Below are 22,317 nucleotides of genomic sequence, written 5' to 3'. Positions count from 1 at the left end.
TGGGTTGCGAAGGCCGGGCTCAGCGGCTGGCAGGGGGTCGGCTCTGGTATGACGAAAGAGTGGCGGCGTACGACAGGCGCACGTGCTCTCGGGCAAGCGCTTCTGCGGCTGCGCCGTCTCGCGCCCGCACTGCATCGAGGATGGCGCGGTGCTCGCGGATCGCCGCGTCGCGCCGGTCCTGATCGGCGCGCAAGGCTGAACGGCGGGAATGCAGTATTTGCCCCTTGAGCGAATCCAGGATGGTGGCCATGCGCTCGTTTTGTGCTGCCGCCACCAATGCGGTGTGGAATTGGGTGCCGATCTTCGCCCACTGCTGCCAGTCGCCTTCGTTTGCATAGAGCACGCACAGCTGCTCGAGCTCGGCGATCGTGGCGTCCGTTGCGCGCAAGGCGGCGCAGCGCGCGGCCATTCCCTCCAGGGACTCGCGAAGCTCGAACAGCTCGCGCAGGTCATCCATCGACCGATGGGGAACGATGTAGCCCCGCGCCGGCACAGCCTGCACGAAGCCGTCGCGTGCCAACACCTTCAGAGCCTCGCGCAGCGGGGTACGGCTCATGCCCATCTTGGCGGCGAGGTGCACCTCGAAGAGCGGCTCGCCCGGAGCGTAATGGCCTTGCATGATGGCCTCGCGCATCTGCTGGTAGGCATTGCCGGCGAGGTCTTGATTCTTTCGGGGGGCTGGCATGTGCGTCATTCAATGTCGACTGTGTGTATACACGGTGTCCACATTCTGAGTCGCACGCAATCCTGCTGTCAATCTCGACAGCGCTAGGTAGTTACCCGGGGATACTTGTTGGTGGCGGGCCGCGCGGTTAGCCGCCGGCTTCCAGCGTCTGGCCCTTGCCGCGTCCGCGGCCCAGCACTTGCAACAGCTGCGGCAGCGCGAGGGTCAGGGCCGGCTTGAGGGTATGGGGCGGGTTGATGACGAACATGCCGCTGGCCGTGAGGCCTTGCCCCCGTCCGGGCTCGCCGGGCACGTTGCGGTCCTCCGCCTGGCCGATCGCCAGGGTGGCGTGCAGCCAGGGCTTGCCTGCCTGGTTGGCCAGGGTCTTCAGGCGGCGCGGGAGTTCATGCGCCTCGGGCCGCGGGATCACCGGATACCAGACGACGTAGGTGCCGGTCGAGAACCGCTTGAGGCTGTCCTGTATGCAGCCGCTCACTTTCTGGTAATCGCTCTTGATCTCGTAGCTCGGGTCTATCAGCACCAGGGCGCGCCGCGAGGGCGGAGGCAGGAAGGCCTTCAGGCCCTCGAAGCCGTCCTGGCGCGCGGCCGCGACCTGACGGCCGGCCTTGAGCTGGGCGATGTTGGCGGCCAGCGCCTTGCTGTCGGTCGGATGCATCTCGAACAGCTTGAGCTTGTCGCGCGCCTCTTCCCTCAGCAGCGCCTGTGCAATGAACGGCGAGCCCGGGTACATCTTCAGCTGGCCGCTGGGGTTGAAGCCGGCCACCGTCTCCATGTAATCCTGCAGCACCGGCGCTATATCTTTAATAGCAACCTTGGAAGAATCGGCGGGCGCCAGCGCGGCAAAAAGCTTGACGACGCCGTCCGTCGCCTCGCCCGAGGTGCCGGCGTAGTCGCCGTCCAGCCGGTACAGGCCTGCTCCGGCGTGGGTGTCGACGACCACCAGCGGAGAATCCTTCTGCGTCAGGTGCCGCAGGATGGCGATCAGCATCGTGTGCTTGAGCACATCGGCGTGGTTGCCTGCATGGAAGGCGTGGCGGTAACTGAACATGCGGCGATGGTAACCGCCGCCCGTGTTTTCCATGGTGGTGTCTCAGTTTGAATGCAAGCGTCCTTGACCTATTTCGCCCCTCTGCTACGGTGAATGCATGAGAGACGAAAACCAGATCGCGTTCGGCATACTGCGGACGCTCACGCTGACTGAGCCCCGGCCTGGTGAGGCCCCAATGGCCCGCGTGAGCCGCGCAATTGCCATCATAGGCGGCGAAGCCAGTGCGGCCAAGGTCCCAGCCGATCAGCGCAAGGCGAACGGATTGAAGGGCGCAATTGCCCGCTGGGGGACCATCCGGGAGCGCGATAATTCGCCCATGCCCGCCCGTCCCAAAAACCTCGATATGAGCCAGCTCGCCAAGCGAATATTGGATGAGGCGACTGGCGACGAGCCTAAGACGGAAGCCCCAGCCGAAGAGAAGAAGAACGCTGCCGCAGTGAAGCTCGGCAAGCTAGGCGGGAAGAAGGGCGGGGCTGCGCGGGCCGCAAGCCTGACGCCCGAGCAGCGGTCAGAGATCGCAAGGAAGGCTGCTGCGGGACGCTGGAAGGCTAAGCCGCAGGGGGAATAGAGCGTTTGATCCTCCGAAGCTGGAGTTCGATCCAGTCTTTGAAGTCTTCGTAGCTGTCCGCGCTCATTTTCTCTGGAAACTGAAGTACCACTTGCCCCTCGTCGAGGGAAAAGGTGTCTTGCTTGACGCCTGCACTTTGTTGAATGGCTGGCGCCGCAACACGCCCTGATCCTTGGGCTTTCGCGGTTTGCTCGACTTGAGCGGCTTGCAACGTCTGATCCTTCACAACTTTATCGGTTTCTGCAAATTCAGATGGCAGATTATCATCGGTCTGAGCAGTGTCCTCGCTGCCAATTGTAGGTGTTTTATCCAGCTTTGCAAAAGCAATGGAACTCCGGAAATCCTTGATGAATGCCGCGATTGATCCTTCGTTGAAGCTCTTTTCTCGAAGCAAGTAAAAGCGCAAGGTCGGATCTGACGGCAGCCCTTCTTGTGGGGGCCACTTCGCCATGATGTCCGCGTAGAGCTTCGGCGCCCCGACGGCGTCCTTGATTGCCTGTAGTCGGCGTGGCGAGTCGGCCACTTCATCAAGCACGATGTCCAAGGCTCGCCCCGTGAGCTTCACCATACGATGCTTGCCTGACCCCGAATCCCCAATCAAGCCATAGTGGAGAAGCGCCGCTACGGTCATCTTCCCTGAGCTGCTAGTGGCGGAGTAGCCCCAATGTTTTGCGACAACCTCAACAGGAGCTGCGTTTCGCTTCTCAGCGGCCCAAAGCTGCTGAGCCTTGCCAATCGCTTCCTCAATACTCATTGACGGGTACGAGGGGCCGCGCACTCCCCTGGGCACCCCCACCTTGTCTGCGTCTTCATTAGCCATGCTGAGATCCCGTTGCTCGATGTAGATCGGCGGATAATACAGCAATCGTTCGTGAATGACCAGTCGCCGCTTGCCAAATAAACCTCACAATCGTTCGGAGCAATCGTTCGCATAATCCGAAATGTGGTACAGTCGCGCTACTGAAAAGGAGAAAAGCCATGATGAGAATATCGGGCGAGCCCGGTGGCTGTAGCCGCCCTGCCGGGTCGGGAAAAGAAAAGGCCCTCAGTTCGACGCATCCCTGAGAAAGATAGCGAACTGAGGGCCGTGGCGGCTCCACTGCTGAAGCGTTGCAGGCACCACCAATCAACGCACCGGACCGCTCTGTTAGCGCAGAGCGAATCCCCGGAGAAGGGAGGTGCTTATGGAACAGTTGAAATTCAACTTCCCCATCCCCGATGGGTATGTAGTCCGCTTCGTGGCCTACATCACCGTCAAGGGCAAGCGCCTGTATGCCAAGGCATACGGGAAACGCGCGTGGCCGATCTTGGTTAAGGCTTAACTAGAACTGCCTGCAACGCTTCCTTGTTTCATTATCTAGCAAAACGGCTAGTAAATCAACTTGAATATGCTTGGTCGATCAAGCATAATTCATTTCAAGTTGATAGGTAACGCCATGAACCGCCTCCCCATCGAAAAGCGCGCACAAGTCATCGGTTTGCTGGTCGAGGGCATGAGCATGCGGGCCGTGTCTCGCATCGTTGGCTGCTCCATCAACACCGTGACCAAGCTGCTGGAAGAGGTCGGCTTCGCCTGCAACATGTACCAATCCGAGCACCTGCGGAACCTCAAGAGCAAGCGCGTCCAGTGCGACGAGATCTGGGCCTTCTGCTATTCCAAGGAAAAGAACGTGGCACCTGCCGACAAGGGCGTCCTGGGCCATGGCGATGTGTGGACCTGGACCGCCATTGATGCCGACTCCAAGCTGATCGTTTCCTACCTGGTTGGCAAGCGCGATGCCGAGTACGCCAATATTTTCATGACCGACGTTGCCGGTAGGCTCGCCAATCGCGTGCAACTGACCACGGACGGCCACGCCCCCTATTTCTACGCCGTGGAAGGCGCTTTCGGCGCTGACATTGACTATGCGATGCTGGTGAAGCACTACGGTGTGCCCAGCACCCCGGAGCAGCGCAGGTACAGCCCGGCCCAGCTTATAGCGACCGAGCAACGCCCCATCAACGGAGCCCCGGACGCCAAGCACATCAGCACCAGCTTTGTGGAGCGCCAGAACCTGACCATGCGCATGGGCATGCGCCGGTTCACGCGCCTGACCAATGGCTTTTCAAAGAAGGTGGAGAACCTAGAGCATGCCGTGTCGCTGCACTTCATGCATTACAACTTCGCTCGCATCCACAAGACGCTGCGCGTGACTCCCGCCATGGAGGCGGGGCTTACCGATCACGTCTGGTCGCTTGAGGAAATCGCGGAACTGGCCCAATGAATGTTGGCTGGCTGACCGCCGGTTGCGTATCCCTCGGGTACTGATCCTGTAACGCTGTCGCGTGGGTTACCCAAGACTCGCGAAACGTCTTCCGCTCGGTATGAGCCAGTCCGCTGATAGTCGCGCTGCATGCGCGCTACTGCTTCTTGCAGCGTTCTTGGCTCTCGGGGTTCAGGTAAAGTGTTTGGCATGGCGGAATAAGTCATCTTTGATATCTCCATCATTAATTGCCGCGTCCCAGGATTTGTGTCGGACCCATCTGAATTTACGGTCGGTTGTAATGACCGCCAGCTCAACTGGACCGCCACAAGTCTGCGCCAAGCTCGAAAACTTCAGCGCTTTGATCGTGCAATAGATTGATGAATGAACGTAGTCAACAGCATCGCGAATAGGTAACGTGGCATGACTCAACTTGTGGGCCTGAACAAGCTGATCGAGTTCTTGCTCTGAGCCCTGCCATTTACCGGAATCGATGACGGCTTTCTTTAGTGCGGGGTCGATACCATATACCAGCCGCTGGATGATGTTCGGAGCGCCGGACCACGACCATCCTTCCGATGTAGTCATCTTCGGCGTGGGCTTAGGGGCCGCGGGATCAAACAGAATTGTCGCCGCCGCAACTGATCGGTTCGGCAACACAAAACCCGCAACACAAAATCCGATCACCAAAGCTTCCTTCAGCTTAGTGAGTTCCTTATCCTCGTCAGCGGTCCTGTTCGCCGCATTCTTCGGGTCGGCGGGATTGTGGCTGGGTTTGGCCGCAAGGTCGTCATATCGCTTCTTGAGGCTAAAGCTGTTGAAGGCCAGCCAAACCTTCTCGATAAGGCGTTCCGCAGCCTCTTGAACGGTCTTAAGGGGCTTCTTCTTGATGTCATCGCCAAGCTCAGCGATCAAAGTTCGGTAGCTCTTCGCGCCCAGCCCGCCGAGGCCCCAAGTCACAACACCCAAGGTTCCACCTTCACCGACTTCGAAAATCTTCTGGTTGAAGTCGAAGTAATGCATGCCAGTGGGCGTCAAGGCCGAAGACGTACTATCTGCACCAAGGACCACTCCTTCCGGACACAGGTAAAACCCGGCGATTGTCACAATGCGTTACCTCCCCCACTTCGGGCGCGAGCTTATAGGTCATTGACGTGAACGTCAATTCGAACTGATAGGCGGCGTTGCTTTCGCGCATTGGCCGTACAACGCTGGCGGGCATGGTACTGCCTACTGACTGTAGGACAGCATGCCGCAAAGGGCCGCAAAGGGCCGCAAAGACCGTTACTTCCAAACTGAGACACCACCTTTTCCATCCCCGCCTTGCGCTAAGTCCTTGATTCTTCGTATAATCTCGGGCTCTGCAGCGCCTTGTGGCCCCGCGTCAGAGCGTATTCGAAGGGAAAACGACACTACGTTTTCCTGCCAAATGCAACCCCACCTAAGAGATTCCCGCTAGAGGAACGCCGACCGTGGAAAAGGGCCCGCCAAACCGCATCGAAAGATACTCATGAAAACGTTCAGCGCAAAACCCGCTGACGTGACGCACGAGTGGTTTGTGATTGACGCGACCGATAAGGTCCTCGGACGAGTAGCCAGCGAAGTTGCTCTCCGTTTGCGCGGCAAACACAAGGCCATTTACACGCCTCACGTCGACACCGGTGACTTCATCGTCATCATCAACGCTTCGCAGATCCGCGTGACGGGTACGAAGAACCAGGACAAGGTGTACTACCGCCACTCGGGTTACCCGGGCGGCATCAGCGCCACCAACTTCCGCGACATGCAAGCCAAGCACCCCGGCCGCGCGCTGGAAAAGGCCGTCAAGGGCATGCTGCCCAAGGGCCCGCTCGGCTACGCGATGATCAAGAAACTGAAGGTGTACGGCGGTGCAGAGCATCCCCACACCGCACAACAGCCCAAAGTGCTGGAACTTCCTGAAGCCCAAATGGGAGCGAGAACATGATCGGTGAATGGAACAATGGCACCGGCCGTCGCAAATCCAGCGTCGCTCGCGTGTTCATGAAAAAAGGCACGGGCAAGATCACCGTCAACGACAAGGACATCCAAGAGTTCTTCGGTCGCCAGACTTCGATCATGATCGTCAAGCAACCCCTGTTCTTGACGAACCACGTCGAGACGTTCGATATCAAGATCAACGTCCACGGCGGCGGCGAGTCGGGCCAGGCCGGCGCGGCGCGCCACGGCATCACCCGCGCGCTGATCGACTACGACGCGGCGCTCAAGCCGGCGCTGTCGCAAGCCGGTTTCGTGACGCGTGATGCTCGCGAAGTGGAACGTAAGAAGGTCGGCCTGCACTCCGCACGCCGCCGCAAGCAGTTCAGCAAGCGTTAAATCGTTTCCTTACTGTCGATACAAAGCCGCACAAGTTCGCTTGTTGCGGCTTTGTCGTTTTAGGGCAGTATTGATGAGCTACAACTAGAAACTGTCTGGATGCGATTCAAACTGCTAAGACGCCGCCTCACCATCAGCGCACCGCGCATGTCTGTGCGCAGTGCAATGCCATGGCCCCTGCGCTGGGCCGGCGTGGCGATCATGCTGGGCCTCTGTGCCGCCATCACCCTGTGGTCCTTCGAATTCGGTAAAAGCATCGCAGGCCTGGACAGCGGTGCGAAGGAAGAGTTGCTGCGTTTGCGCGCCGATGCCGAGAAGCTGCGCGAGGAGCGCGACAAGGCCCAGTCGGTCTTCAATACCTCGGCCAGCCTGCTCACTGCCGAGAAAACCGCGCAGGAGCGTATGCTGGCCCAGCTCAAGTCACTTGAAGCCGAGAACCGGTCCCTGCGCAACGACCTGGGTTTCTTCGAAAAGCTCATCCCTACCAGCGGCGCCGAGGGCGTGGCCATCCGCGCCCTGCAGGCGGAAGTGCTGGGCGGCACCCAGCTGAAATGGCAGGTGCTCGTGATCCAGCCGGTGAAGAACGCCCGCGAATTCCGCGGCAAGCTGGAGTTGAGCATCGGCGGCATGCTGGACGGCAAGCCCTGGATGATGGATTTGCCCAGCGGCGGCGCCCAGCCGCTGCAGTTCAGGCAATACCGCCGCATCGAGGGAATGGTCGACCTGCCCGCCCAGGCCGTGGTAAAAAACGTCTCCGCCAAAGTGGTGGAAGGAACGGCCACCCGTGCCGTGCAGAGCATCAAGCTCTGAATAACAAGTTGTTGGAGGAAATCCCATGTTCGGCAAAAAAGCGCAGCCACCGATCAGGAGCCTGATCGCGCAAGGCAGTCGTATCGAGGGCAACCTGCGGTTCACCGAGGGCCTGCGCATCGACGGCGAAGTCGTGGGCAATACCAGTGCCAACCCCGAACAGCCCAGCATCCTGGTCATTTCAGAAGCCGCAGTGGTGGAGGGCGAACTGCGCGCCGACCACGTCATCATCAACGGCACGGTGCGCGGTCCCGTCCATGCGACGGAATTGCTGGAACTGCAACCTCAGGCGCGAATCGAAGGGGATGTGTACTACAAAGCACTTGAGATGCACCGGGGCGCGATGATCACCGGCCAGCTCAGGCCCACGGACGCCGGGGAAGAAAAGCCCTTACTCAAGCTGGCGGCAAACAACTAGTGAGCGTAATTCCCGAGCAATTTGCAGTACTATTGCCCGATAGACCCCAGATCCCGGAGTAACCCATGAGCGCAGTTGCCGAAAACGTACAGACCGATATGCCCGCCCCGTTGGTTTTCACCGATAGCGCGGCAGCGAAGGTGGCCGACCTGATTGCCGAGGAAGGCAATCCCGAGCTGAAGTTGCGCGTCTTCGTTCAGGGCGGTGGTTGCTCGGGTTTCCAGTACGGCTTCACTTTTGACGAGATCACCAACGAAGACGACACCGTGATGTCGAAGAACGGCGTTTCGCTGCTGATCGACGCGATGAGCTATCAGTACCTGGTGGGTGCCGAGATCGACTACAAGGAAGACCTGCAGGGCGCCCAGTTCGTCATCAAGAATCCGAATGCCACCAGCACCTGCGGCTGCGGCTCGAGCTTCTCGACCTGAGCTTCACGCCGGCTAAGCCGGATAGATGCATCCCAACACACGGGCGCCCTTGGCGCCCGTTGTGCTTTGCAGCTCCAGCTTCTCACCCAGTACGGTCTTGCGCGCCAGCCAGGCGAATGCCGTGGCTTCTACCTGCAGCGGCGGCAAGCTCCAGTCCGCGCTGGAGGCTACCTGAGCATGGGGCAGCAGGTCCGCCAGGCGCCGCATCAGGTGGGTATTGAGGGCGCCACCGCCGCACACGATCAGTCGGCGAAGATCGGGCTGGTAACGCAGCACATCGGCGCTGCAGGCACGCGCCGTCAGCTCGGTCAGGGTCGCTTGCACATCGACGGGTGCGGCATCGGCGAAGGCGCTCAGATGGGCCTGCAGCCAGGCCTGGCTGAACAGGTCGCGCCCCGTGCTCTTCGGTGGCGGCTTGCTGAAGTACGGCTCAGCCATCAAGTTCTCCAGCAGCGGCGGCAAAACCTTGCCGCTAGCGGCCCACGCGCCCTCCGAGTCGTAAGGCTTGCCAGTGTGTAGCGCGCACCAGCTATCCATCAGCGAATTGCCCGGACCGCAGTCGAAGCCCAGCATCTCGCCATTCGCGCGTAGCAGCGTGATGTTGGAGATGCCGCCGATGTTGAGCACGCCCACAGTCTCGCCGGGCCGGCCGAACCAGGATTGATGGAAGAACGGCGCCAGCGGGGCACCTTGGCCGCCGGCAGCGACATCGCGGCTGCGGAAGTCGGCGACGACAGCGATGCCCGTGAGCTCCGCCAGCAAGGCCGGCTGGCACAGCTGGAGCGTGTAGCCGGTGCCGTCGAATTCCTGCGGCCGGTGGCGCACGGTCTGTCCGTGGGCACCGATGGCCCGCACCGATGCGGCAGCCACTCCGGCGCCGGCCACAAGCGCCGTCACGACCTGCGCATAGGCGCGCATCAGCCCGTTGCCGGCCAGGGCGGCGCGGTGAAGCTCGTTGGCGCCCGGTGTGTTCAGCGCCAGCAGTTCGGCGCGAAGCTTGGCAGGAAAGGGCGCGCAGGCGTACTGGACCACGACGGGCGTGCTGGCGGAGAAATCGACCAGGACGCCGTCCACGCCGTCCAGCGACGTGCCGGACATGAGGCCGATGTAGAGATCAGGCATGCGGCGATGTTAGCCGCTATGCAGGAGCCAGGATCAGTCGGCGCTGGCCAGGACGGTGGAAGTGCTTGCGGCGGCCAACTGAGCGCGCATGGAACGGGCGATGCGATCGAACTCGGGCTGGGCTGCGGCCGATAGCGGTTGCGCCTGGCTGTGCTTGGCCATCTGCACGGGATCCTGGTGGACGCCATTCACGCGGAACTCGAAGTGCAGGTGGGGCCCGGTGGCCCAGCCCGTCGCACCGACAGCGCCGATGTTCTGGCCCTGCTCCACGCTCTGGCCGGGCCGCACGTGGATGCGGCTCAAATGTGCGTAGAAAGTCTGGTCGGTGCTGTTGTGCTTGACGATCACGACGTTGCCGAAGCCGTTCTGCTCGCCGGCAAATTCGACGACGCCGTCGCCCACGGTGCGCACCGGCGTTCCCGTCACGGCGCCGTAATCCACGCCCAAGTGGGCCTTCCAGCGATGCAGGACCGGGTGGAAGCGCATGGCAAAGCCGCTGGTCACGCGCGAGAACTCCATCGGCGACGCCAGGTACGATGTGTCCAGGCTCTTGCCGTCCAGCGTGTAGTAGCCGCCCTTGCGGCCCGGCTCTTCGAACCACATGGCCTGGTGCAGCTTGCCCTTGTTCATGAACTCGGCCGAGAGGATGCGGCCGGTGCGCATGGTTTCGCCATCGGCTTCCAGGGCCTCGTACACCACATTGAAGCGGTCGCCGCGTTGCAGCGAATGGTGGAAGTCGATGTCGCTGGAGAAAATCTCGACGATCTTGCCGACGACGCCGTCCGGGATGCGTGCCTCGTCGGCGGCGGCGAACAGGGAAGTGCGCACAGTGCCGCTGCCCATACGGGTAGCGGCGACGAGCGGAGCGGTCTCGACGCGCGAAGCGAACCGGCCTTGCGCCGTGCGCTCGATCACCAGGCGCTTGAAGGTGCCGTTGTCCTCGGCGGCCCAGCGCGCGCTGAGCTTGTGCAGGGCGTGGCTGTCGCTGGCCTCCGCGGTGACGGTGCGGCCGGCCTGTCCCAGCACCTGGGCGCGGAACATCGGATCGGTGCGCAGGAACGATGCCGCCTGGGGATCGTCCACGCCCAAGCGGGCCAGCAGTGCTTCCGCCGTGTCACTGGCGCGCGTCGCTTCCGTGCGGAAAAGCTTGAAGCTGTGCACGTCCAGCACATTCATCTGATCCTGCACCGGCAGCGGCGCGACCGATTCCAGAACCTGCCGAACGACAACCGTGTCAGGTTCAGGATCCAGTGACGCAACAGCGAATGCACCACCACCACCGCCAAGCATCAGCGCGGCGAGCAGCGCCGTGACGTGTTTCGGGTGATGTTCCAGCGCGTGGGCCGCGCGGGACAGGAGCAGTTCGCCGGCGGCGATCAAACTGTTTTTCAAAATGGGACGATCCTCAACAAAGGTATTTACTTTGTCCTACAGACTAGTAGGCGGTTCCCCACGTTTACAAGCGCAAGCCGAAAGCGGGGAAAAATGCCCGAATTAGAATCAGGCATCTCAAAAGCTGGCGCGAGTATATCCATGCTTGCCAGGCCCAGCCCAAAAAAACCCTTATGAATCAAGCGCTTGTTACAAGGTTTCCGGTTACAGATCGTGTCCGCGAGGCGCTGGCGGTCACCTTGCGCGGCGCCCAGGAGCTGATTCCGGCGGAAGAATGGGCCCAAAAACTGGCGAAATCGGAGGCCACGAAGGTCCCGCTGCGCATCAAGTTGGGGCTTGATCCTACAGCGCCCGACATCCATGTCGGACACACGGTGGTGCTCAACAAGATGAGGCAATTGCAGGACCTCGGGCACACCGTGATCTTCCTCATCGGCGATTTCACGTCGATGATCGGCGATCCGTCCGGGCGCAACACCACCCGGCCGCCGCTCACCGCCGAGCAGATCAAGGTCAACGCGGAGACTTATCGGGCCCAGGCCGACAAGATCCTGGACCCGGCCAAGACCGAGCTTCGCTACAACAGCGAGTGGAGCGATCCGCTGGGTGCGCGCGGCATGATCGAGCTGGCGGCCAAGTACACCGTGGCGCGGATGATGGAGCGCAACGACTTCCACGATCGCTTCAAGGCCGGCGCCTCGATCAGCATCCATGAGTTCCTGTACCCGCTGATGCAGGGCTATGACTCGGTCGCGCTGAAGAGCGACCTGGAACTCGGCGGCACCGACCAGAAATTCAATTTGCTGATGGGCCGGCACCTTCAAGCGGAATACGGCCAGGAGCCTCAGTGCATCCTGACCATGCCGCTGCTCGAAGGACTGGACGGTGTGGACAAGATGTCCAAGAGCAAGAACAACTACATCGGCATCAGCGAAGACGCGAACACCATGTTCGCCAAGGTCCTGTCCATCTCCGACGACCTGATGTGGCGCTGGTACACGCTGCTGAGCTTCCGCAGCGAGGCCGAAATCGCCGCCCTCAAGAAGGAAGTGGAGGGCGGCCGCAACCCCAAGGACGCCAAGGTGCTGCTGGCCAAGGAGATCACCGCTCGCTTCCACAGCGCCCAGGCGGCGGATGCGGCCGAGCAGGACTTCGTCAATCGCAGCAAGGGCGGCGTGCCCGACGAGATCCCTGAAGTGCAGCTCAGCGGTGCGCCGCTGGGCATTGCCCAGCTGCTCAAGCAGGCCGGCCTGGCACCGTCGTCGTCTGAGGCTAACCGGTTGATAGACGGCGGTGGCGTGCGCGTGGACTCCAGCGTGGTCGTCGACAAGAGTCTCAAGCTCGAAGCGGGCGACTATGTGCTGCAGGTTGGCAAGCGCAAATTCGCCAAAGTCCGGCTGAGCTGAGCGCTGACTTGGATATGGCTTTTTTGTACAACGCATGTACAATTTATCGCCATGATCACCAACATCGACATTGACGATGCCGTCGTGGCCGAAGCCATGAAGCTGTCGGGCGCGCGCACGAAGCGTGAAGTGGTGGACCGCGCCTTGCGAGAGATGGTGGCACGGGCCAAGCGGCCTTCCATCAGCCAGCTGTTCGGCATCGGGGGCGTCGATCCCGACTACGACCCGAAGGCGCCTTGGGCTCGCGGCGAGGAGGTCGGACAATACCGGGTGGAACAACCGCGCGCCATTTACGCAGCCGAGGCTGCGCCTGCCAAGCGCAAGCGCGCTAGTGCGCGGCCTAAAAAAGCCTGATGCTGCTGGTCGACTCGTCAGTCTGGATCGACTGGCTGCGCGGAGCGGACACCGAGGGCGTGCGGTTCGTGCAAGCGCGCGAAGCGCAAGAGGAGCTGGCGCTGACCCAGATGATCTATCTTGAGGTCCTGCAAGGAGTTTCCTCGCCAAGGCAGCTGGCGCAGACGAAGCAGGTCCTGGCTGCGCAGACCCTGTTGCTGCCATTGGACGCGCTGGCAACGTTCGAGGCAGCTGCCCAGCTCTACCGCCAGGTTCGGGTCAAAGGTTTCACCATCCGCAAGTCGACCGATTGCCTGATTGCCGCGATCGCTCTCGAGCAGAATGCCTTGTTGGTCCACAACGATCGCGACTTTCTCGCCCTGGCGCGCGCCCAGCCGCAGCTGCGCATCTACCCTACTGGCAAGCCCGAATCTTCGCATTGACAAGGCAGGCCTCGCGTGCCCCGGCAGCGCTATTTCGCGCCGGCCTTTTCAAGCATGGCGATCATCTCGCGGTAGCCGCGAGCCCGGGCCAGTTGCAGCGGCGTTTGCCCCTGCCGGTCGGTGAGCTGCACGTTCGCCCCGGCATCGATCAATGCCTTGAGCGTGGACTGGTGGCGCGGTCCGCCATTGCCCAGCACGATGGATTCGATCACGGCCGTCCAGTACAGGTTGTTCACGTGGTCCAGCGGCGCGCCGGCCGCGATCAGCTGGCGCACCACGCCGTCATGGCCCAGGTGCGCCGCGGCGATGAGGGCGGTGCCGTCGTACCGGCTGGTGACCTGTTTCGCGCTGGCGCCGAGGGCCAGCAGGGTGCGAAGCGTTTCCTCGTCGTCGGCCACCGAGGCGATGGTGACGGCGTCGTAGCGGTCGCTCTCCAGCAGGTTGAGGTCGGCGCCGGCTTTCGCCAAGGCGCGGATCGCCTCCCGTTGCCGGGCAAACGTCGCCAGATGCAGCGGCGTACGGCCGTTGCCGTCCCGGGCATGGAGATCGGCCTTGGCCGCCGCCAGTTTCTGGATCTGGGCCACGTCCCCCTTGTGCGCAGCCGCATGCAGGCCGCGGTAGGCGGAGGCTTCGGCGGGCGTGGGGCCGACCTGGGCCGAGGCCGGCAAGGCCGTCAGGGCGCCGACCATGCTGGCAACAGCCAGCACGGCGACCCGCAGCGAATGGGCAGAAGGGCGCAGCTTCATGGCTTACTTCAGCTGGTCCTTGACCTTGTCGAGCGCGGCCATCGCGCACTGCTCGTCCAGGTGGCCGCCGGGCGCGCCGCCGACGCCGACCGCGCCGATGGTGTCATTGCCGATCTTGACCGGAACGCCGCCGCCCAGCAGCAGGAAGCCCGGGATGTGGACCAGGTTGGCCGCGGCGGGGTTCTTCTGCGCCGTTTCCATCATCGCCAGCGTCGCATTGCGGGCCGAGGCCGAGGTGAAGGCTTTGTCCAAGCTGGCGGCCAGGGTGTGCGGCCCCGCGTTGTCGGCCCGCTGCACCGCGCGAATGGTGCCGGCGCGATCCACCACGGTCGCAGCCACGGCATGGCCGTTCGCCGCGCAGGCCGCCACGGTATCGGAGGCGATCTGGTTGGCCAGGGCTAGCGACAGGGTTCTTTCAGTCCGCACCCCTTGCGCATTGGCGGCGATGGCGACGAGCGACAGGGCGAGGGCGGAAGCGGATACGAGGGTGCGCATGAAGTTCTCCAGGGTAAAGCGGTTCGATCAACCGTGGGAGGAACTGTAGGAAATGCGGCGCCCGGCGACCATTCGTACGGCTACGCGAGGAGCTCCGTAGAACTACGGAGCGTTTTCGTCGACCAGTGCGGCGTACTGGCGGATCAGCTGGGCCAACGAGGTCGCCTCCAGCTTGGCGAACAGGTTCGCCCTGTGCGTCTCCACTGTCCGCGGCGACAGCGCGAGGGCGCGGCCGATCTCCTTGTTGGTCAGCCCGGCAACGATCAGGCCGAGTACCTCGCGCTCGCGCTGCGACAGATGCGCGTAGCGCTCGCGGGCCTGCCGGTCCGCGGCAAGGTGTTCCCGCGACTTCACATGACGGCGCACCGCGGTCTGCAGGGCCTCCAGCAAGGCCTCGTCGTCCACCGGCTTCTCGAGGAACTCGGCCGCGCCGGCCTTGAACGCCCGGCGGCACATCTCCACGGTGCCGTGGCCGGTCAGCATGATGATGGGCTGGTCCACCCCTTGCGCCACCAGCGTGTCCAGTACCGTGAGGCCGCTGGTGCCGGGCATGCGCACGTCGAGCACGATGGCGCCTATGCCTTGCCGGTCGAAGCCGGCGATGAATGCTTGCGGATCGCTCCAGGCCTGCACCCGCAAGCCCACGGTGCCGATCAACAGGGCGAGCGCGGAACGGACGGCCTCGTCGTCGTCGATCAGGTGGATCAGGGGCGAAAGCGGCGTGCTCATGGCGCGGCCAGCGGCAGTGTCAGGCGGAACTCGGCGCCGCGGGGCGAGCGGGGGCGGGCTTGCAACTGCCCGCCCATTTTCTGCGCCAGGCTTTCGCACAGGCTCAAGCCCAGCCCCAATCCGTGTTCGCGCGTGGTGAAGAAGGGCTCGAAGATGCGTGGCAGCACCTCGGGCGTGATGCCCGGCCCGCTATCGCTGACGGTCAGCGTGGCGGTTGATGGTTCTGCCGAGAGCGTGATGGTCAGCTCGCGCTGCGCGACGGGCGCCTGCTCCAGTGCCTGCAGCGCGTTCATCATCAGGTTGTGGATGATCTGTTCCAGGGCCACCGGCTCCGCCCGCACGGCGATGGGCCCGGGTTCGGCCACGAGGCGCGGCACGACTTGCCGGCGCGCGGATTCGGGCTCCAGCAGGTAGAAGGCATTGCGCACGGCATCCTGTAGCACAACGGACTGCAGTTGCGCCGCCAGGTCGGGCCGTTCGACCGCGCGGCGCAATCGGCCAACCACCTCCGCGGCCCGCCGGCCCTGTTGGACGGCCTGCTGCATGGCGTCGCGGGCCGCGCCGGTTTCAGGCGGGTTCTCGTCGAGCATGCGGACAGCCGCCTGGGTATTGGCCAGTAACGCCGTGAGCGGCTGGTTCAACTCATGGGCCATGCCCGCCGCCAGCTCGCCCAGGGTGTTCAGGCGTGCCACCTGGCCCAGCCGCAGCAGGTCCTCCGCACGCCGGCGCTCGGCGCGCTGTCGTTCGAAGGACCGGATGGCCGCGAGCAGGGCGGCTGCGCCCAGCGCCCAGACCAGCATCCAGCGCCAGGGCAGGTCGCGCCATCCCACCGTGCGCGCGGCGACCACGTCGAACGGCTGGCTGTCGGCGGCCAGATGCTTGCGGAACTCGAACTGCCAGCCGGTTGCGGCAGCATGCCCGGGCTGCACCACGAAGCTCTGGCCCGCATGGTCCAGGGTCAGCCGCACGGGGCTGGTTTCGACGGGCATCGGCCATTCGCTCCAAGGCACGACGGCGCGCAGATCCATCAGCAGGGCGAAGCTGGCAGGTTGGGCGGCCAGCACGAGGCGGTATCGGCCCAGCGCGAAGTCCGCGTCGGCCAAGGTGGCCCGCCGTTGCGCACGCGACGCGGCCTCGGCCGCTTCCAGGCGCGCGTCGCCCCAGGGCGTGGCGGCATCGCGGCGCTTCACTTCGAGGATCTGCGGATACAGGGAGGGCAGGCGCTGCTCGGCGGGATCACCGGAGGCAGCCGGCTGCAGCAAAGCGAGTGTTGCCAGCACCGCGTCGTGCTGGACGACGCGCTGGCTCAGCAGGCGGTGGGCGATGCGAGCATCGGTCTCGAAAGCCTCGCGTTGCCGGCTCAACTCCGCTCGCGCCAGAGCAATGCCACCGGCGGCCGTGAGGGCCAGCCACACGGCGAACCACAGGCCATGGCGGCTGAGCAGCTTGCGCATGGGGCGCATTCTTGCATGGCCCATGCGCGCCGGCTTGTCCGACAATCGCTGCATGAGCCTTATCGCGCCGCAACACTGGAAGCCGGAGGGCCTGCTGCGCGCCTCCATCGCGGTGGCAGTGCTCACCATCGCCCTGAAGACGTTGGCCTGGTGGATCACCGCCTCCGTCGGCCTGCTGGCCGATGCGATGGAGTCCCTCGTCAACCTCGCGAGCGCGGCGTTCGCGCTGCTGATGGTGACCATCGCCCGCCGGCCCGCCGACGCGGAGCATCCGTATGGCCACCACAAGGCCGAATACTTCTCTTCCGGCTTCGAGGGCCTGTTGATCATCGTGGCGGCGCTGGGCATCGTGTGGGCCGCGATCCAGCGGCTCCTGGTTCCGCAGCCCATCGACCAGCTGGGTTGGGGCCTGACGCTTTCCGTCCTGAGCTCGGTCATCAACGGAGCACTGGCGTGGGCGATGCTGCAGTCGGCGCGCCAGCATCGCTCCATCGCGCTCGAAGGCGACGCCCGCCACCTGATCACCGACGTCTGGACCTCGGCCGGCGTCGTGGTCGGCGTGGCACTCGTTGCCGTGAGCGGCTGGCAATGGCTGGACCCGGCGGTGGCGATAGGGGTGGCGCTGAACATCCTGCGCGAAGGCGTGTCGCTCATGTGGAAGTCCTCGCAGGGACTGATGGACGAGGCGCTGGAGCCGGAAATCATGGCCGACATCGAACGGACCCTGGCCACCTTCAAGCACCCCACCATCCGCTTCGACCACATCTCCAGCCGGCGCTCAGGGAAGCGCCGTTTCGTCGACCTGCACATGCACATGCCGGCAAGCTGGACGCTGGGCCGTGCCGCCGCGGTGCGGGGTTCGGTCGAACAGGCCTTGATGAGCGCCGTGCCAGGCCTGCGCGCCACCATCCAACTGCTCCCCAGCGACGTGGAAGCGCATTTTGACGATGAAGAGGACCTGATTTGATCAGCGTGATCCAGAGAGTGAGCCAAGCCCGCGTCGTGGTGGACGGTTTGACCATTGGCGAAATCGGCGCCGGCCTCTTGGTGCTGGTCTGCGCCGAGCGCGGCGACACCGAGGCGCAGGCCGACAAGCTGCTGGCCAAGATCCTCAAGCTGCGCATCTTCAGCGACGACGCCGGCAAGATGAACCGGAGCGTGCAGGACATGGAGGGTGGGCTGTTGCTGGTGAGCCAGTTCACGCTGGCCGCCGACACCACAGGCGGCAACCGCCCCAGCTTCACCAATGCGGCCGAGCCGCTGGAGGGACGGCGGCTCTACGACTACCTGGTGGCGCAGGCCCGGGCGGCGCATCCCGTCGTGCAAACGGGTGAATTCGCCGCCGACATGAAGCTGCACCTGGTCAACGACGGGCCGGTGACGATTCCGCTGACCGTTCGCTAATACGGGTTGTCGAGGCCCAGCGAGCCCAGCAGCAGGATTTCCAGCGCTTCCATCTCCAGCGCGTCGCGTTCATTGCTTTCGTGATCCCAGCCCTGCGCATGCAGCGTGCCGTGCACCAGCAAATGCGCGTAATGGGCCTGGAGCGGTTTGCGCTGTTCGCGCGCTTCGCGCTCGACCACCGGGCCGCACAGCACCAGGTCGGCCATCACCACGGGTTCGCGCGCGTAGTCGAAGGTCAGCACGTTGGTGGCGTAGTCCTTGCCGCGGTACTGCAGGTTGAGCGCGCGGCCTTCGTCCTCGCCGACGATGCGCACGGCAATTTCGCCGGGCCGCGCCAATGCGTGAGACACCCAGCGGGCCACGTCGGCTCGCTTGAGCAGTGTCCGGTGCGCAGCCGCTGCCTTGAATTGCCCGAACTGCAGCGTGAGGTCCAGCGGTAGGGTGGCGCTACTTCGCATCGCTCTTGCGCGCGGCGTCGTAGGCATCGACGATGCGCGCCACCAGCGGGTGCCGCACCACGTCGGCGCTGGTGAAGCGGGTGTGGGCGATGCCCTTGACCCGCTTGAGGATACGTTCCGCCTCGATCAGGCCGCTCAGTTGGCCCTTGGGCAAATCGATCTGGCTGATGTCGCCCGTCACCACCGCCTTGGCGCCGAAGCCGATGCGCGTGAGGAACATCTTCATCTGCTCGGGCGTCGTGTTCTGCGCTTCGTCCAGGATGACGAAGGCATTGTTCAGGGTGCGGCCGCGCATAAAGGCCAGCGGCGCGATCTCCAGCGCCTGGCGCTCGAAAGCCTTGACGACCTTATCGAAACCCATCAGCTCGTACAGCGCGTCGTACAGGGGGCGCAGGTACGGATCGACCTTCTGCGAGAGATCGCCGGGCAGGAAACCCAGCTTCTCGCCGGCTTCGACCGCCGGCCGCGTCAGGACGATGCGCTGCACTGCGCTGCGCTCCAGCGCATCGACTGCGCAGGCCACGGCGAGGTAGGTCTTGCCGGTGCCGGCGGGGCCGATGCCGAAGGTGATGTCGTGGTTGGCGATGTTGTCCAGGTACACGCTCTGGTTGGGCGTGCGGGCCCTGAGGTCGCTGCGGCGCGTGTGCAGTATCTGCGCGCCTTCCTCGTCTTCGTCCATCGCCGAGTCGCCCGCCACCATCAGCTGCACCTTGTCGGGGGAGATCGGCCGACCGGCGATCTCGTAGAGCGCCTGAAGCACGTCCAGGGCGCGCTGCGCCTTCGCCTTGGCGCCGTCGATCTTGAACTGCTCCTGCCGGTGCTGGATGCGAACCTGCAGCGCGGTTTCTATAGTGCGCAGGTGCTCGTCGGTGGGGCCGCAAAGATGGGCCAGGCGGGAGTTGCTGGGCGGGCTGAACGAATGACGCAGAATCAACGGATGGGCTTTCAAGCTTGGTTTGGAGGGACGATTGTCGGGTCAAATCGCACGGCGCGGTTGTGGCTGGCCTTCGCGTTCATCGTCGTAGCGGCCGGAGCCACCCTGTACCGTGCGCTGGCCGAGCCCTCGCTGGGCTGGCGTTTCGTGGCGGAGTCGTCGGGCGTGGTGGCGGAGCCGGTACAGCCGGAGCGCCTCCCTTTGCAGGGCGTCACCGCGATCGAGGGCAATGGCGCCAAGGTGCCGCTTACCGCCGCACTCCTGATCGAGAGCGCCGCCTTCCACAACCTATATCGCGAGCACAACGCCTTCTTTGCCGAACACCGCAGGCTCTGGCAAGCGCTGCAGGCCCGGGAGGTGCAGGTTCACCACGCCACTGGGGTGGCTCGGGTGGCACCGATGGAGCGGGAACTCGCCGAGTTGGGGCCCAGGTTCTGGTTCCCCTGGGTGGTGGCCCTGCTGTCCTTGTCCGTCGGGCTGGGCATGTGGGTGTACCAGCCTCGCAGTTCGGCCACGGCCTGCTATCTGATGGCCAGCACCGGTTACGGCCTTGCCATGCTCGGCGCCGCGACCTGGGGTTCGCGGCTGCTGACCCAGCCGCCCGGGGGCTGGCAGGCGCTGCACCTGGCTACCCACACGTGTCAGTTCATGGTGCTGGGTGGCTTGTGCGCGCTGCTCTGGTTGCATCCGCGACGGCTCGGCGGCAACTGGCTGCTCTGGCTGCTGGTCGCGATCACGAGCGTCTCGGCGTTTCTCGATGCCGGCCAGTGGGTGTCCAGCTTTGCCTTGGCTTTCCGTCTGCCCATGGTGCTCGTGAGCGCGTTGTTGGCCACGGTGTATGTCTTGCAGTGGCGCGCAACGCGAGGCGACCCGGTGCTGCGCGCGCAGCTCAAGTGGTTCGGGCTGCTGCTCTTCGCCGGCTTGTCGGCTGTTTCCGTGGCCTACGCCATCGGGGCCACTGGCCACGTCATCGTGGTGATTCCACAAATCTACGGCCTGGGGATCGTGGCACTGGTGTTCATAGGGCTGGTGCCCTTGGTGACGCGCATCGGCCTGTTTCAGCTCGAGGCCTGGTGGCCGCGCGCATGGCTGTGGTTCCTGGGCGGGCTGCTCGTCGTGGTCTTGGACTTGTTCCTGCTCATGGCCTTGGAGTGGCGCGAAGATATCGCCTTTGCGCTGGCACTGGCGCTGGCCGGCTGGCTGTATTTCCCCCTGCGCCAGACGCTGTGGCGCCGGATGCAGCGAGGTGCATTGCCCGACACGCGGGAGGTCCTGCCGCTGATCCTGGAACTCGTCACCCAGGGCCACGGGGATCGCGCACGGCTGAACCAGCTCTGGCAACGGCTGTGGGAAACGGTGTTCCAGCCGCAAAGCATCTCCGTCGCGGCGCCGGGCGCGGCCACTGGCGGAACGGCGCAAGGCCGGCGGCTGTGCGTAGCGGCCGGGCCTGCGCTGGAACCGCTGGAACTGGGCCTGCCCGAGCGGGGCGCGCGGCTGTTCAATCCTGCGGATGCACGGCGCGCGCAGGAGATCTGCAACCTGGTACGCCATGGCGTCGCGTCGGCCGAGGCCTTCGAGTACGGCGCCCGCCAGGAGCGGCGGCGCATCGCCTCCGATCTGCACGATGACCTGGGAGCCCAGCTGCTGACCATCGCCCAGGCCAGCAGCCATGCAAGCCGCGAACGCATCGCCGGCATGGCGCGGCAGGCGCTGGACGAGATGCGCCTGTCGGTGCGTGGATTGGCCGGCGAACCCGCCGGCGTGGACGATGTGCTGGCGGATTGGCGCGCGGAATCGGTCACCCGCCTGGCCGCCGCGGGTTTCCAGGCCGACTGGCTGGCCGAGGAGTTGCCGGCGGGACTGGTGCTGCCTGCGCGGACCCACGTGCAGCTCACGCGGATCCTTCGCGAGGCCTTGTCCAACGCGATCCGGCACAGCGGGGGCACGCGCTGCAGCGTCCGTTTTGGCCTGGCCGATGGCGAGCTGCACATGACGATCGAAGACGACGGACGCGGCCTGGCCGCCGCGCCGCATGACCGCGGCCTGGGACATGGGCTGGCCAACATCGAGCGGCGCGTGCGCAGCCTCCAGGGCAAGTATCGCTTCGAGCACCCGGACAGCGGCGGCACCCGGCTGCGGGTCTGGATTCCCCTGGCAGGGCAATCCGCTAATATCGACAGCGTATGAAAAGCGCCCTGGTGATCGAAGACCTGCCGGAAATCCGCAGTTGGCTGGCCGAGGTGGCTCGCGAGGCCTTCCCCGGCTTGCGCGTGGTCGAGGCCGCGCGACTGGACGAAGGCCTGGCCTGCGTGGAGCGCGAGAGCTTCGACCTGGCGCTGATCGACCTCGGACTGCCGGACGGCAGCGGCATCGACGTCGTTTCCGCCCTGCATGGCCGGCAGCCGAAGGCCCTGCCGGTCGTGGTCACGATCTACGACGACGATGAGCACCTGTTTCCCGCCTTGCAGGCCGGGGCTTTCGGCTATCTTCTGAAAGAACAGCCACGCGAGGCGCTGGTCGCGCAGTTGCTGCGCATGACCCAGGGCGAGCCGCCCCTGTCGCCACCGATCGCGCGGCGTGTGCTCGCCTATTTTGGTGATGCGGCCCAGAAGCGGGAGGCGCTGCTGCGCCAACTGGACAAGGACGCCGGGCTGACGGAACGCGAAACCGAGGTGCTTCAGCGTGTCGCCAAGGGCTACACGCTGCCCGAGGTCGCCCAGCAATTCGGTCTGTCGCGCCACACGGTGGCCACGCACATCAGACAGATCTACCGCAAGCTCGACGTTTCCTCCCGTGCCGAAGCCACGCTAGAGGCCGCCCGGCGCGGGCTGGTCAATCTCTGA

General features: G+C 64.2%; 27 protein-coding genes. 15 read left to right on the top strand and 12 right to left on the bottom strand.

Going from position 1 to position 22,317, the window contains the following annotated elements:
• Positions 1-19: 19 nt before the first annotated feature.
• Both HNE04_RS10280 and HNE04_RS10275 read right to left on the bottom strand, forming a co-directional pair.
• Positions 20-685: a GntR family transcriptional regulator gene (locus tag HNE04_RS10280; protein WP_172218438.1), complete on the bottom strand. Its 666-nt coding sequence runs from the start codon at positions 683-685 to the stop codon at positions 20-22.
• 127 nt (positions 686-812) lie between these two features.
• Positions 813-1,733: a 23S rRNA (adenine(2030)-N(6))-methyltransferase RlmJ gene (locus tag HNE04_RS10275; protein WP_172218437.1), complete on the bottom strand. Its 921-nt coding sequence runs from the start codon at positions 1,731-1,733 to the stop codon at positions 813-815.
• Positions 1,734-1,830: 97 nt separating this feature from the next.
• Here HNE04_RS10275 and HNE04_RS27835 point away from each other — a divergent pair, with 97 nt between their 5' ends.
• Complete coding sequence (locus tag HNE04_RS27835) at positions 1,831-2,301, top strand: hypothetical protein (protein ID WP_207717511.1); 471 nt, start codon at positions 1,831-1,833, stop codon at positions 2,299-2,301.
• On the opposite strand, the gene HNE04_RS10265 is transcribed toward HNE04_RS27835, so the two are convergent.
• A complete protein-coding gene (locus HNE04_RS10265; RefSeq protein WP_172218436.1) occupies positions 2,282-3,121 on the bottom strand; it encodes a hypothetical protein in 840 nt (279 codons plus the stop codon). The genes HNE04_RS27835 and HNE04_RS10265 overlap by 20 nt on opposite strands.
• Before the next feature lie 364 nt (positions 3,122-3,485).
• Here HNE04_RS10265 and HNE04_RS10260 point away from each other — a divergent pair, with 364 nt between their 5' ends.
• Positions 3,486-3,623 carry a hypothetical protein gene (locus HNE04_RS10260; RefSeq protein ID WP_172218435.1) on the top strand — a complete coding sequence of 46 codons (138 nt, stop codon included), beginning with the start codon at positions 3,486-3,488 and terminating at the stop codon, positions 3,621-3,623.
• A gap of 114 nt (positions 3,624-3,737) precedes the next feature.
• On the top strand, positions 3,738-4,565 hold the full coding sequence (locus HNE04_RS10255; RefSeq protein WP_172218434.1) for a helix-turn-helix domain-containing protein: 828 nt from the start codon (positions 3,738-3,740) through the stop codon (positions 4,563-4,565).
• A gap of 171 nt (positions 4,566-4,736) precedes the next feature.
• Here HNE04_RS10255 and HNE04_RS10250 read toward each other — a convergent pair whose 3' ends face one another.
• Positions 4,737-5,567: a hypothetical protein gene (locus HNE04_RS10250; RefSeq protein ID WP_172218433.1), complete on the bottom strand. Its 831-nt coding sequence runs from the start codon at positions 5,565-5,567 to the stop codon at positions 4,737-4,739.
• A 487-nt stretch (positions 5,568-6,054) separates the two neighbouring features.
• Between HNE04_RS10250 and rplM the strand changes: the two genes are divergently transcribed.
• The 5 genes from rplM to erpA all read left to right on the top strand — a co-directional run bounded on the left by rplM (position 6,055) and on the right by erpA (position 8,558).
• Positions 6,055-6,510, top strand: a complete 456-nt coding sequence (gene rplM / locus HNE04_RS10245; protein WP_172218432.1) for a 50S ribosomal protein L13 — start codon at positions 6,055-6,057, stop codon at positions 6,508-6,510.
• A complete protein-coding gene (gene rpsI / locus HNE04_RS10240) occupies positions 6,507-6,899 on the top strand; it encodes a 30S ribosomal protein S9 (protein WP_172218431.1) in 393 nt (130 codons plus the stop codon). The genes rplM and rpsI overlap by 4 nt, the downstream gene beginning before the upstream one ends.
• Positions 6,900-6,998: 99 nt before the next feature.
• Entirely contained in the window at positions 6,999-7,709 is a 711-nt protein-coding gene (locus tag HNE04_RS10235) for a DUF6776 family protein (RefSeq protein ID WP_172218430.1), read from the top strand.
• A gap of 25 nt (positions 7,710-7,734) precedes the next feature.
• On the top strand, positions 7,735-8,127 hold the full coding sequence (locus tag HNE04_RS10230) for a bactofilin family protein (protein WP_172218429.1): 393 nt from the start codon (positions 7,735-7,737) through the stop codon (positions 8,125-8,127).
• Positions 8,128-8,192: 65 nt separating this feature from the next.
• Entirely contained in the window at positions 8,193-8,558 is a 366-nt protein-coding gene (gene erpA / locus HNE04_RS10225; protein WP_172218428.1) for an iron-sulfur cluster insertion protein ErpA, read from the top strand.
• A 12-nt stretch (positions 8,559-8,570) separates the two neighbouring features.
• Here erpA and HNE04_RS10220 read toward each other — a convergent pair whose 3' ends face one another.
• Together HNE04_RS10220 and HNE04_RS10215 are read right to left on the bottom strand one after the other, a co-directional pair.
• Positions 8,571-9,680, bottom strand: a complete 1,110-nt coding sequence (locus HNE04_RS10220) for an anhydro-N-acetylmuramic acid kinase (protein WP_172218427.1) — start codon at positions 9,678-9,680, stop codon at positions 8,571-8,573.
• 33 nt (positions 9,681-9,713) lie between these two features.
• A complete protein-coding gene (locus HNE04_RS10215; protein ID WP_235964908.1) occupies positions 9,714-11,072 on the bottom strand; it encodes a M23 family metallopeptidase in 1,359 nt (452 codons plus the stop codon).
• 173 nt (positions 11,073-11,245) lie between these two features.
• On the opposite strand from HNE04_RS10215, the gene tyrS reads away from it, so the two are divergent.
• Genes tyrS through vapC form a run of 3 tightly spaced genes read left to right on the top strand, consistent with a single transcriptional unit; the run spans position 11,246 to position 13,254 of the window.
• Positions 11,246-12,478 carry a tyrosine--tRNA ligase gene (tyrS, locus tag HNE04_RS10210; protein ID WP_172218426.1) on the top strand — a complete coding sequence of 411 codons (1,233 nt, stop codon included), beginning with the start codon at positions 11,246-11,248 and terminating at the stop codon, positions 12,476-12,478.
• A 51-nt stretch (positions 12,479-12,529) separates the two neighbouring features.
• On the top strand, positions 12,530-12,832 hold the full coding sequence (locus tag HNE04_RS10205; protein WP_172218425.1) for a type II toxin-antitoxin system VapB family antitoxin: 303 nt from the start codon (positions 12,530-12,532) through the stop codon (positions 12,830-12,832).
• The gene (vapC, locus tag HNE04_RS10200) at positions 12,832-13,254 is read left to right on the top strand and encodes a type II toxin-antitoxin system VapC family toxin (RefSeq protein ID WP_172218424.1); all 423 of its coding nucleotides are present in this window, start codon (positions 12,832-12,834) and stop codon (positions 13,252-13,254) included. Before HNE04_RS10205 ends, vapC begins: the two co-directional genes overlap by 1 nt.
• Before the next feature lie 29 nt (positions 13,255-13,283).
• Here vapC and HNE04_RS10195 read toward each other — a convergent pair whose 3' ends face one another.
• The 4 genes from HNE04_RS10195 to HNE04_RS10180 form a co-directional block, all read right to left on the bottom strand.
• A complete protein-coding gene (locus HNE04_RS10195; protein ID WP_235964927.1) occupies positions 13,284-13,943 on the bottom strand; it encodes an ankyrin repeat domain-containing protein in 660 nt (219 codons plus the stop codon).
• A 60-nt stretch (positions 13,944-14,003) separates the two neighbouring features.
• Positions 14,004-14,495: a GlcG/HbpS family heme-binding protein gene (locus HNE04_RS10190; protein ID WP_172218422.1), complete on the bottom strand. Its 492-nt coding sequence runs from the start codon at positions 14,493-14,495 to the stop codon at positions 14,004-14,006.
• A gap of 102 nt (positions 14,496-14,597) precedes the next feature.
• The gene (locus HNE04_RS10185) at positions 14,598-15,224 is read right to left on the bottom strand and encodes a response regulator transcription factor (protein WP_172218421.1); all 627 of its coding nucleotides are present in this window, start codon (positions 15,222-15,224) and stop codon (positions 14,598-14,600) included.
• Positions 15,221-16,678: a sensor histidine kinase gene (locus tag HNE04_RS10180; RefSeq protein WP_172218420.1), complete on the bottom strand. Its 1,458-nt coding sequence runs from the start codon at positions 16,676-16,678 to the stop codon at positions 15,221-15,223. The genes HNE04_RS10185 and HNE04_RS10180 overlap by 4 nt, the downstream gene beginning before the upstream one ends.
• Before the next feature lie 52 nt (positions 16,679-16,730).
• Here HNE04_RS10180 and HNE04_RS10175 point away from each other — a divergent pair, with 52 nt between their 5' ends.
• Both HNE04_RS10175 and dtd read left to right on the top strand, forming a co-directional pair.
• A complete protein-coding gene (locus tag HNE04_RS10175) occupies positions 16,731-17,645 on the top strand; it encodes a cation diffusion facilitator family transporter (protein ID WP_172218419.1) in 915 nt (304 codons plus the stop codon).
• The gene (gene dtd / locus HNE04_RS10170) at positions 17,642-18,082 is read left to right on the top strand and encodes a D-aminoacyl-tRNA deacylase (RefSeq protein ID WP_172218418.1); all 441 of its coding nucleotides are present in this window, start codon (positions 17,642-17,644) and stop codon (positions 18,080-18,082) included. The genes HNE04_RS10175 and dtd overlap by 4 nt, the downstream gene beginning before the upstream one ends.
• Here dtd and ybeY read toward each other — a convergent pair.
• Together ybeY and HNE04_RS10160 are read right to left on the bottom strand one after the other, a co-directional pair.
• Positions 18,079-18,540 carry an rRNA maturation RNase YbeY gene (gene ybeY / locus HNE04_RS10165; protein WP_172218417.1) on the bottom strand — a complete coding sequence of 154 codons (462 nt, stop codon included), beginning with the start codon at positions 18,538-18,540 and terminating at the stop codon, positions 18,079-18,081. The genes dtd and ybeY overlap by 4 nt on opposite strands.
• Entirely contained in the window at positions 18,530-19,474 is a 945-nt protein-coding gene (locus HNE04_RS10160; RefSeq protein WP_172218493.1) for a PhoH family protein, read from the bottom strand. Before HNE04_RS10160 ends, ybeY begins: the two co-directional genes overlap by 11 nt.
• A gap of 3 nt (positions 19,475-19,477) precedes the next feature.
• Between HNE04_RS10160 and HNE04_RS10155 the strand changes: the two genes are divergently transcribed.
• Positions 19,478-21,661: a sensor histidine kinase gene (locus HNE04_RS10155; RefSeq protein ID WP_172218416.1), complete on the top strand. Its 2,184-nt coding sequence runs from the start codon at positions 19,478-19,480 to the stop codon at positions 21,659-21,661.
• On the top strand, positions 21,658-22,317 hold the full coding sequence (locus HNE04_RS10150) for a response regulator (RefSeq protein WP_172218415.1): 660 nt from the start codon (positions 21,658-21,660) through the stop codon (positions 22,315-22,317). The genes HNE04_RS10155 and HNE04_RS10150 overlap by 4 nt, the downstream gene beginning before the upstream one ends.

This window comes from Caenimonas soli (assembly GCF_013155545.1).
Classification (GTDB): Bacteria; Pseudomonadota; Gammaproteobacteria; order Burkholderiales; family Burkholderiaceae_C; genus Ramlibacter; species Ramlibacter soli.
Note: the sequence above shows the minus strand (reverse complement) of the source record. Positions and strands in the feature narration are given on the sequence as shown.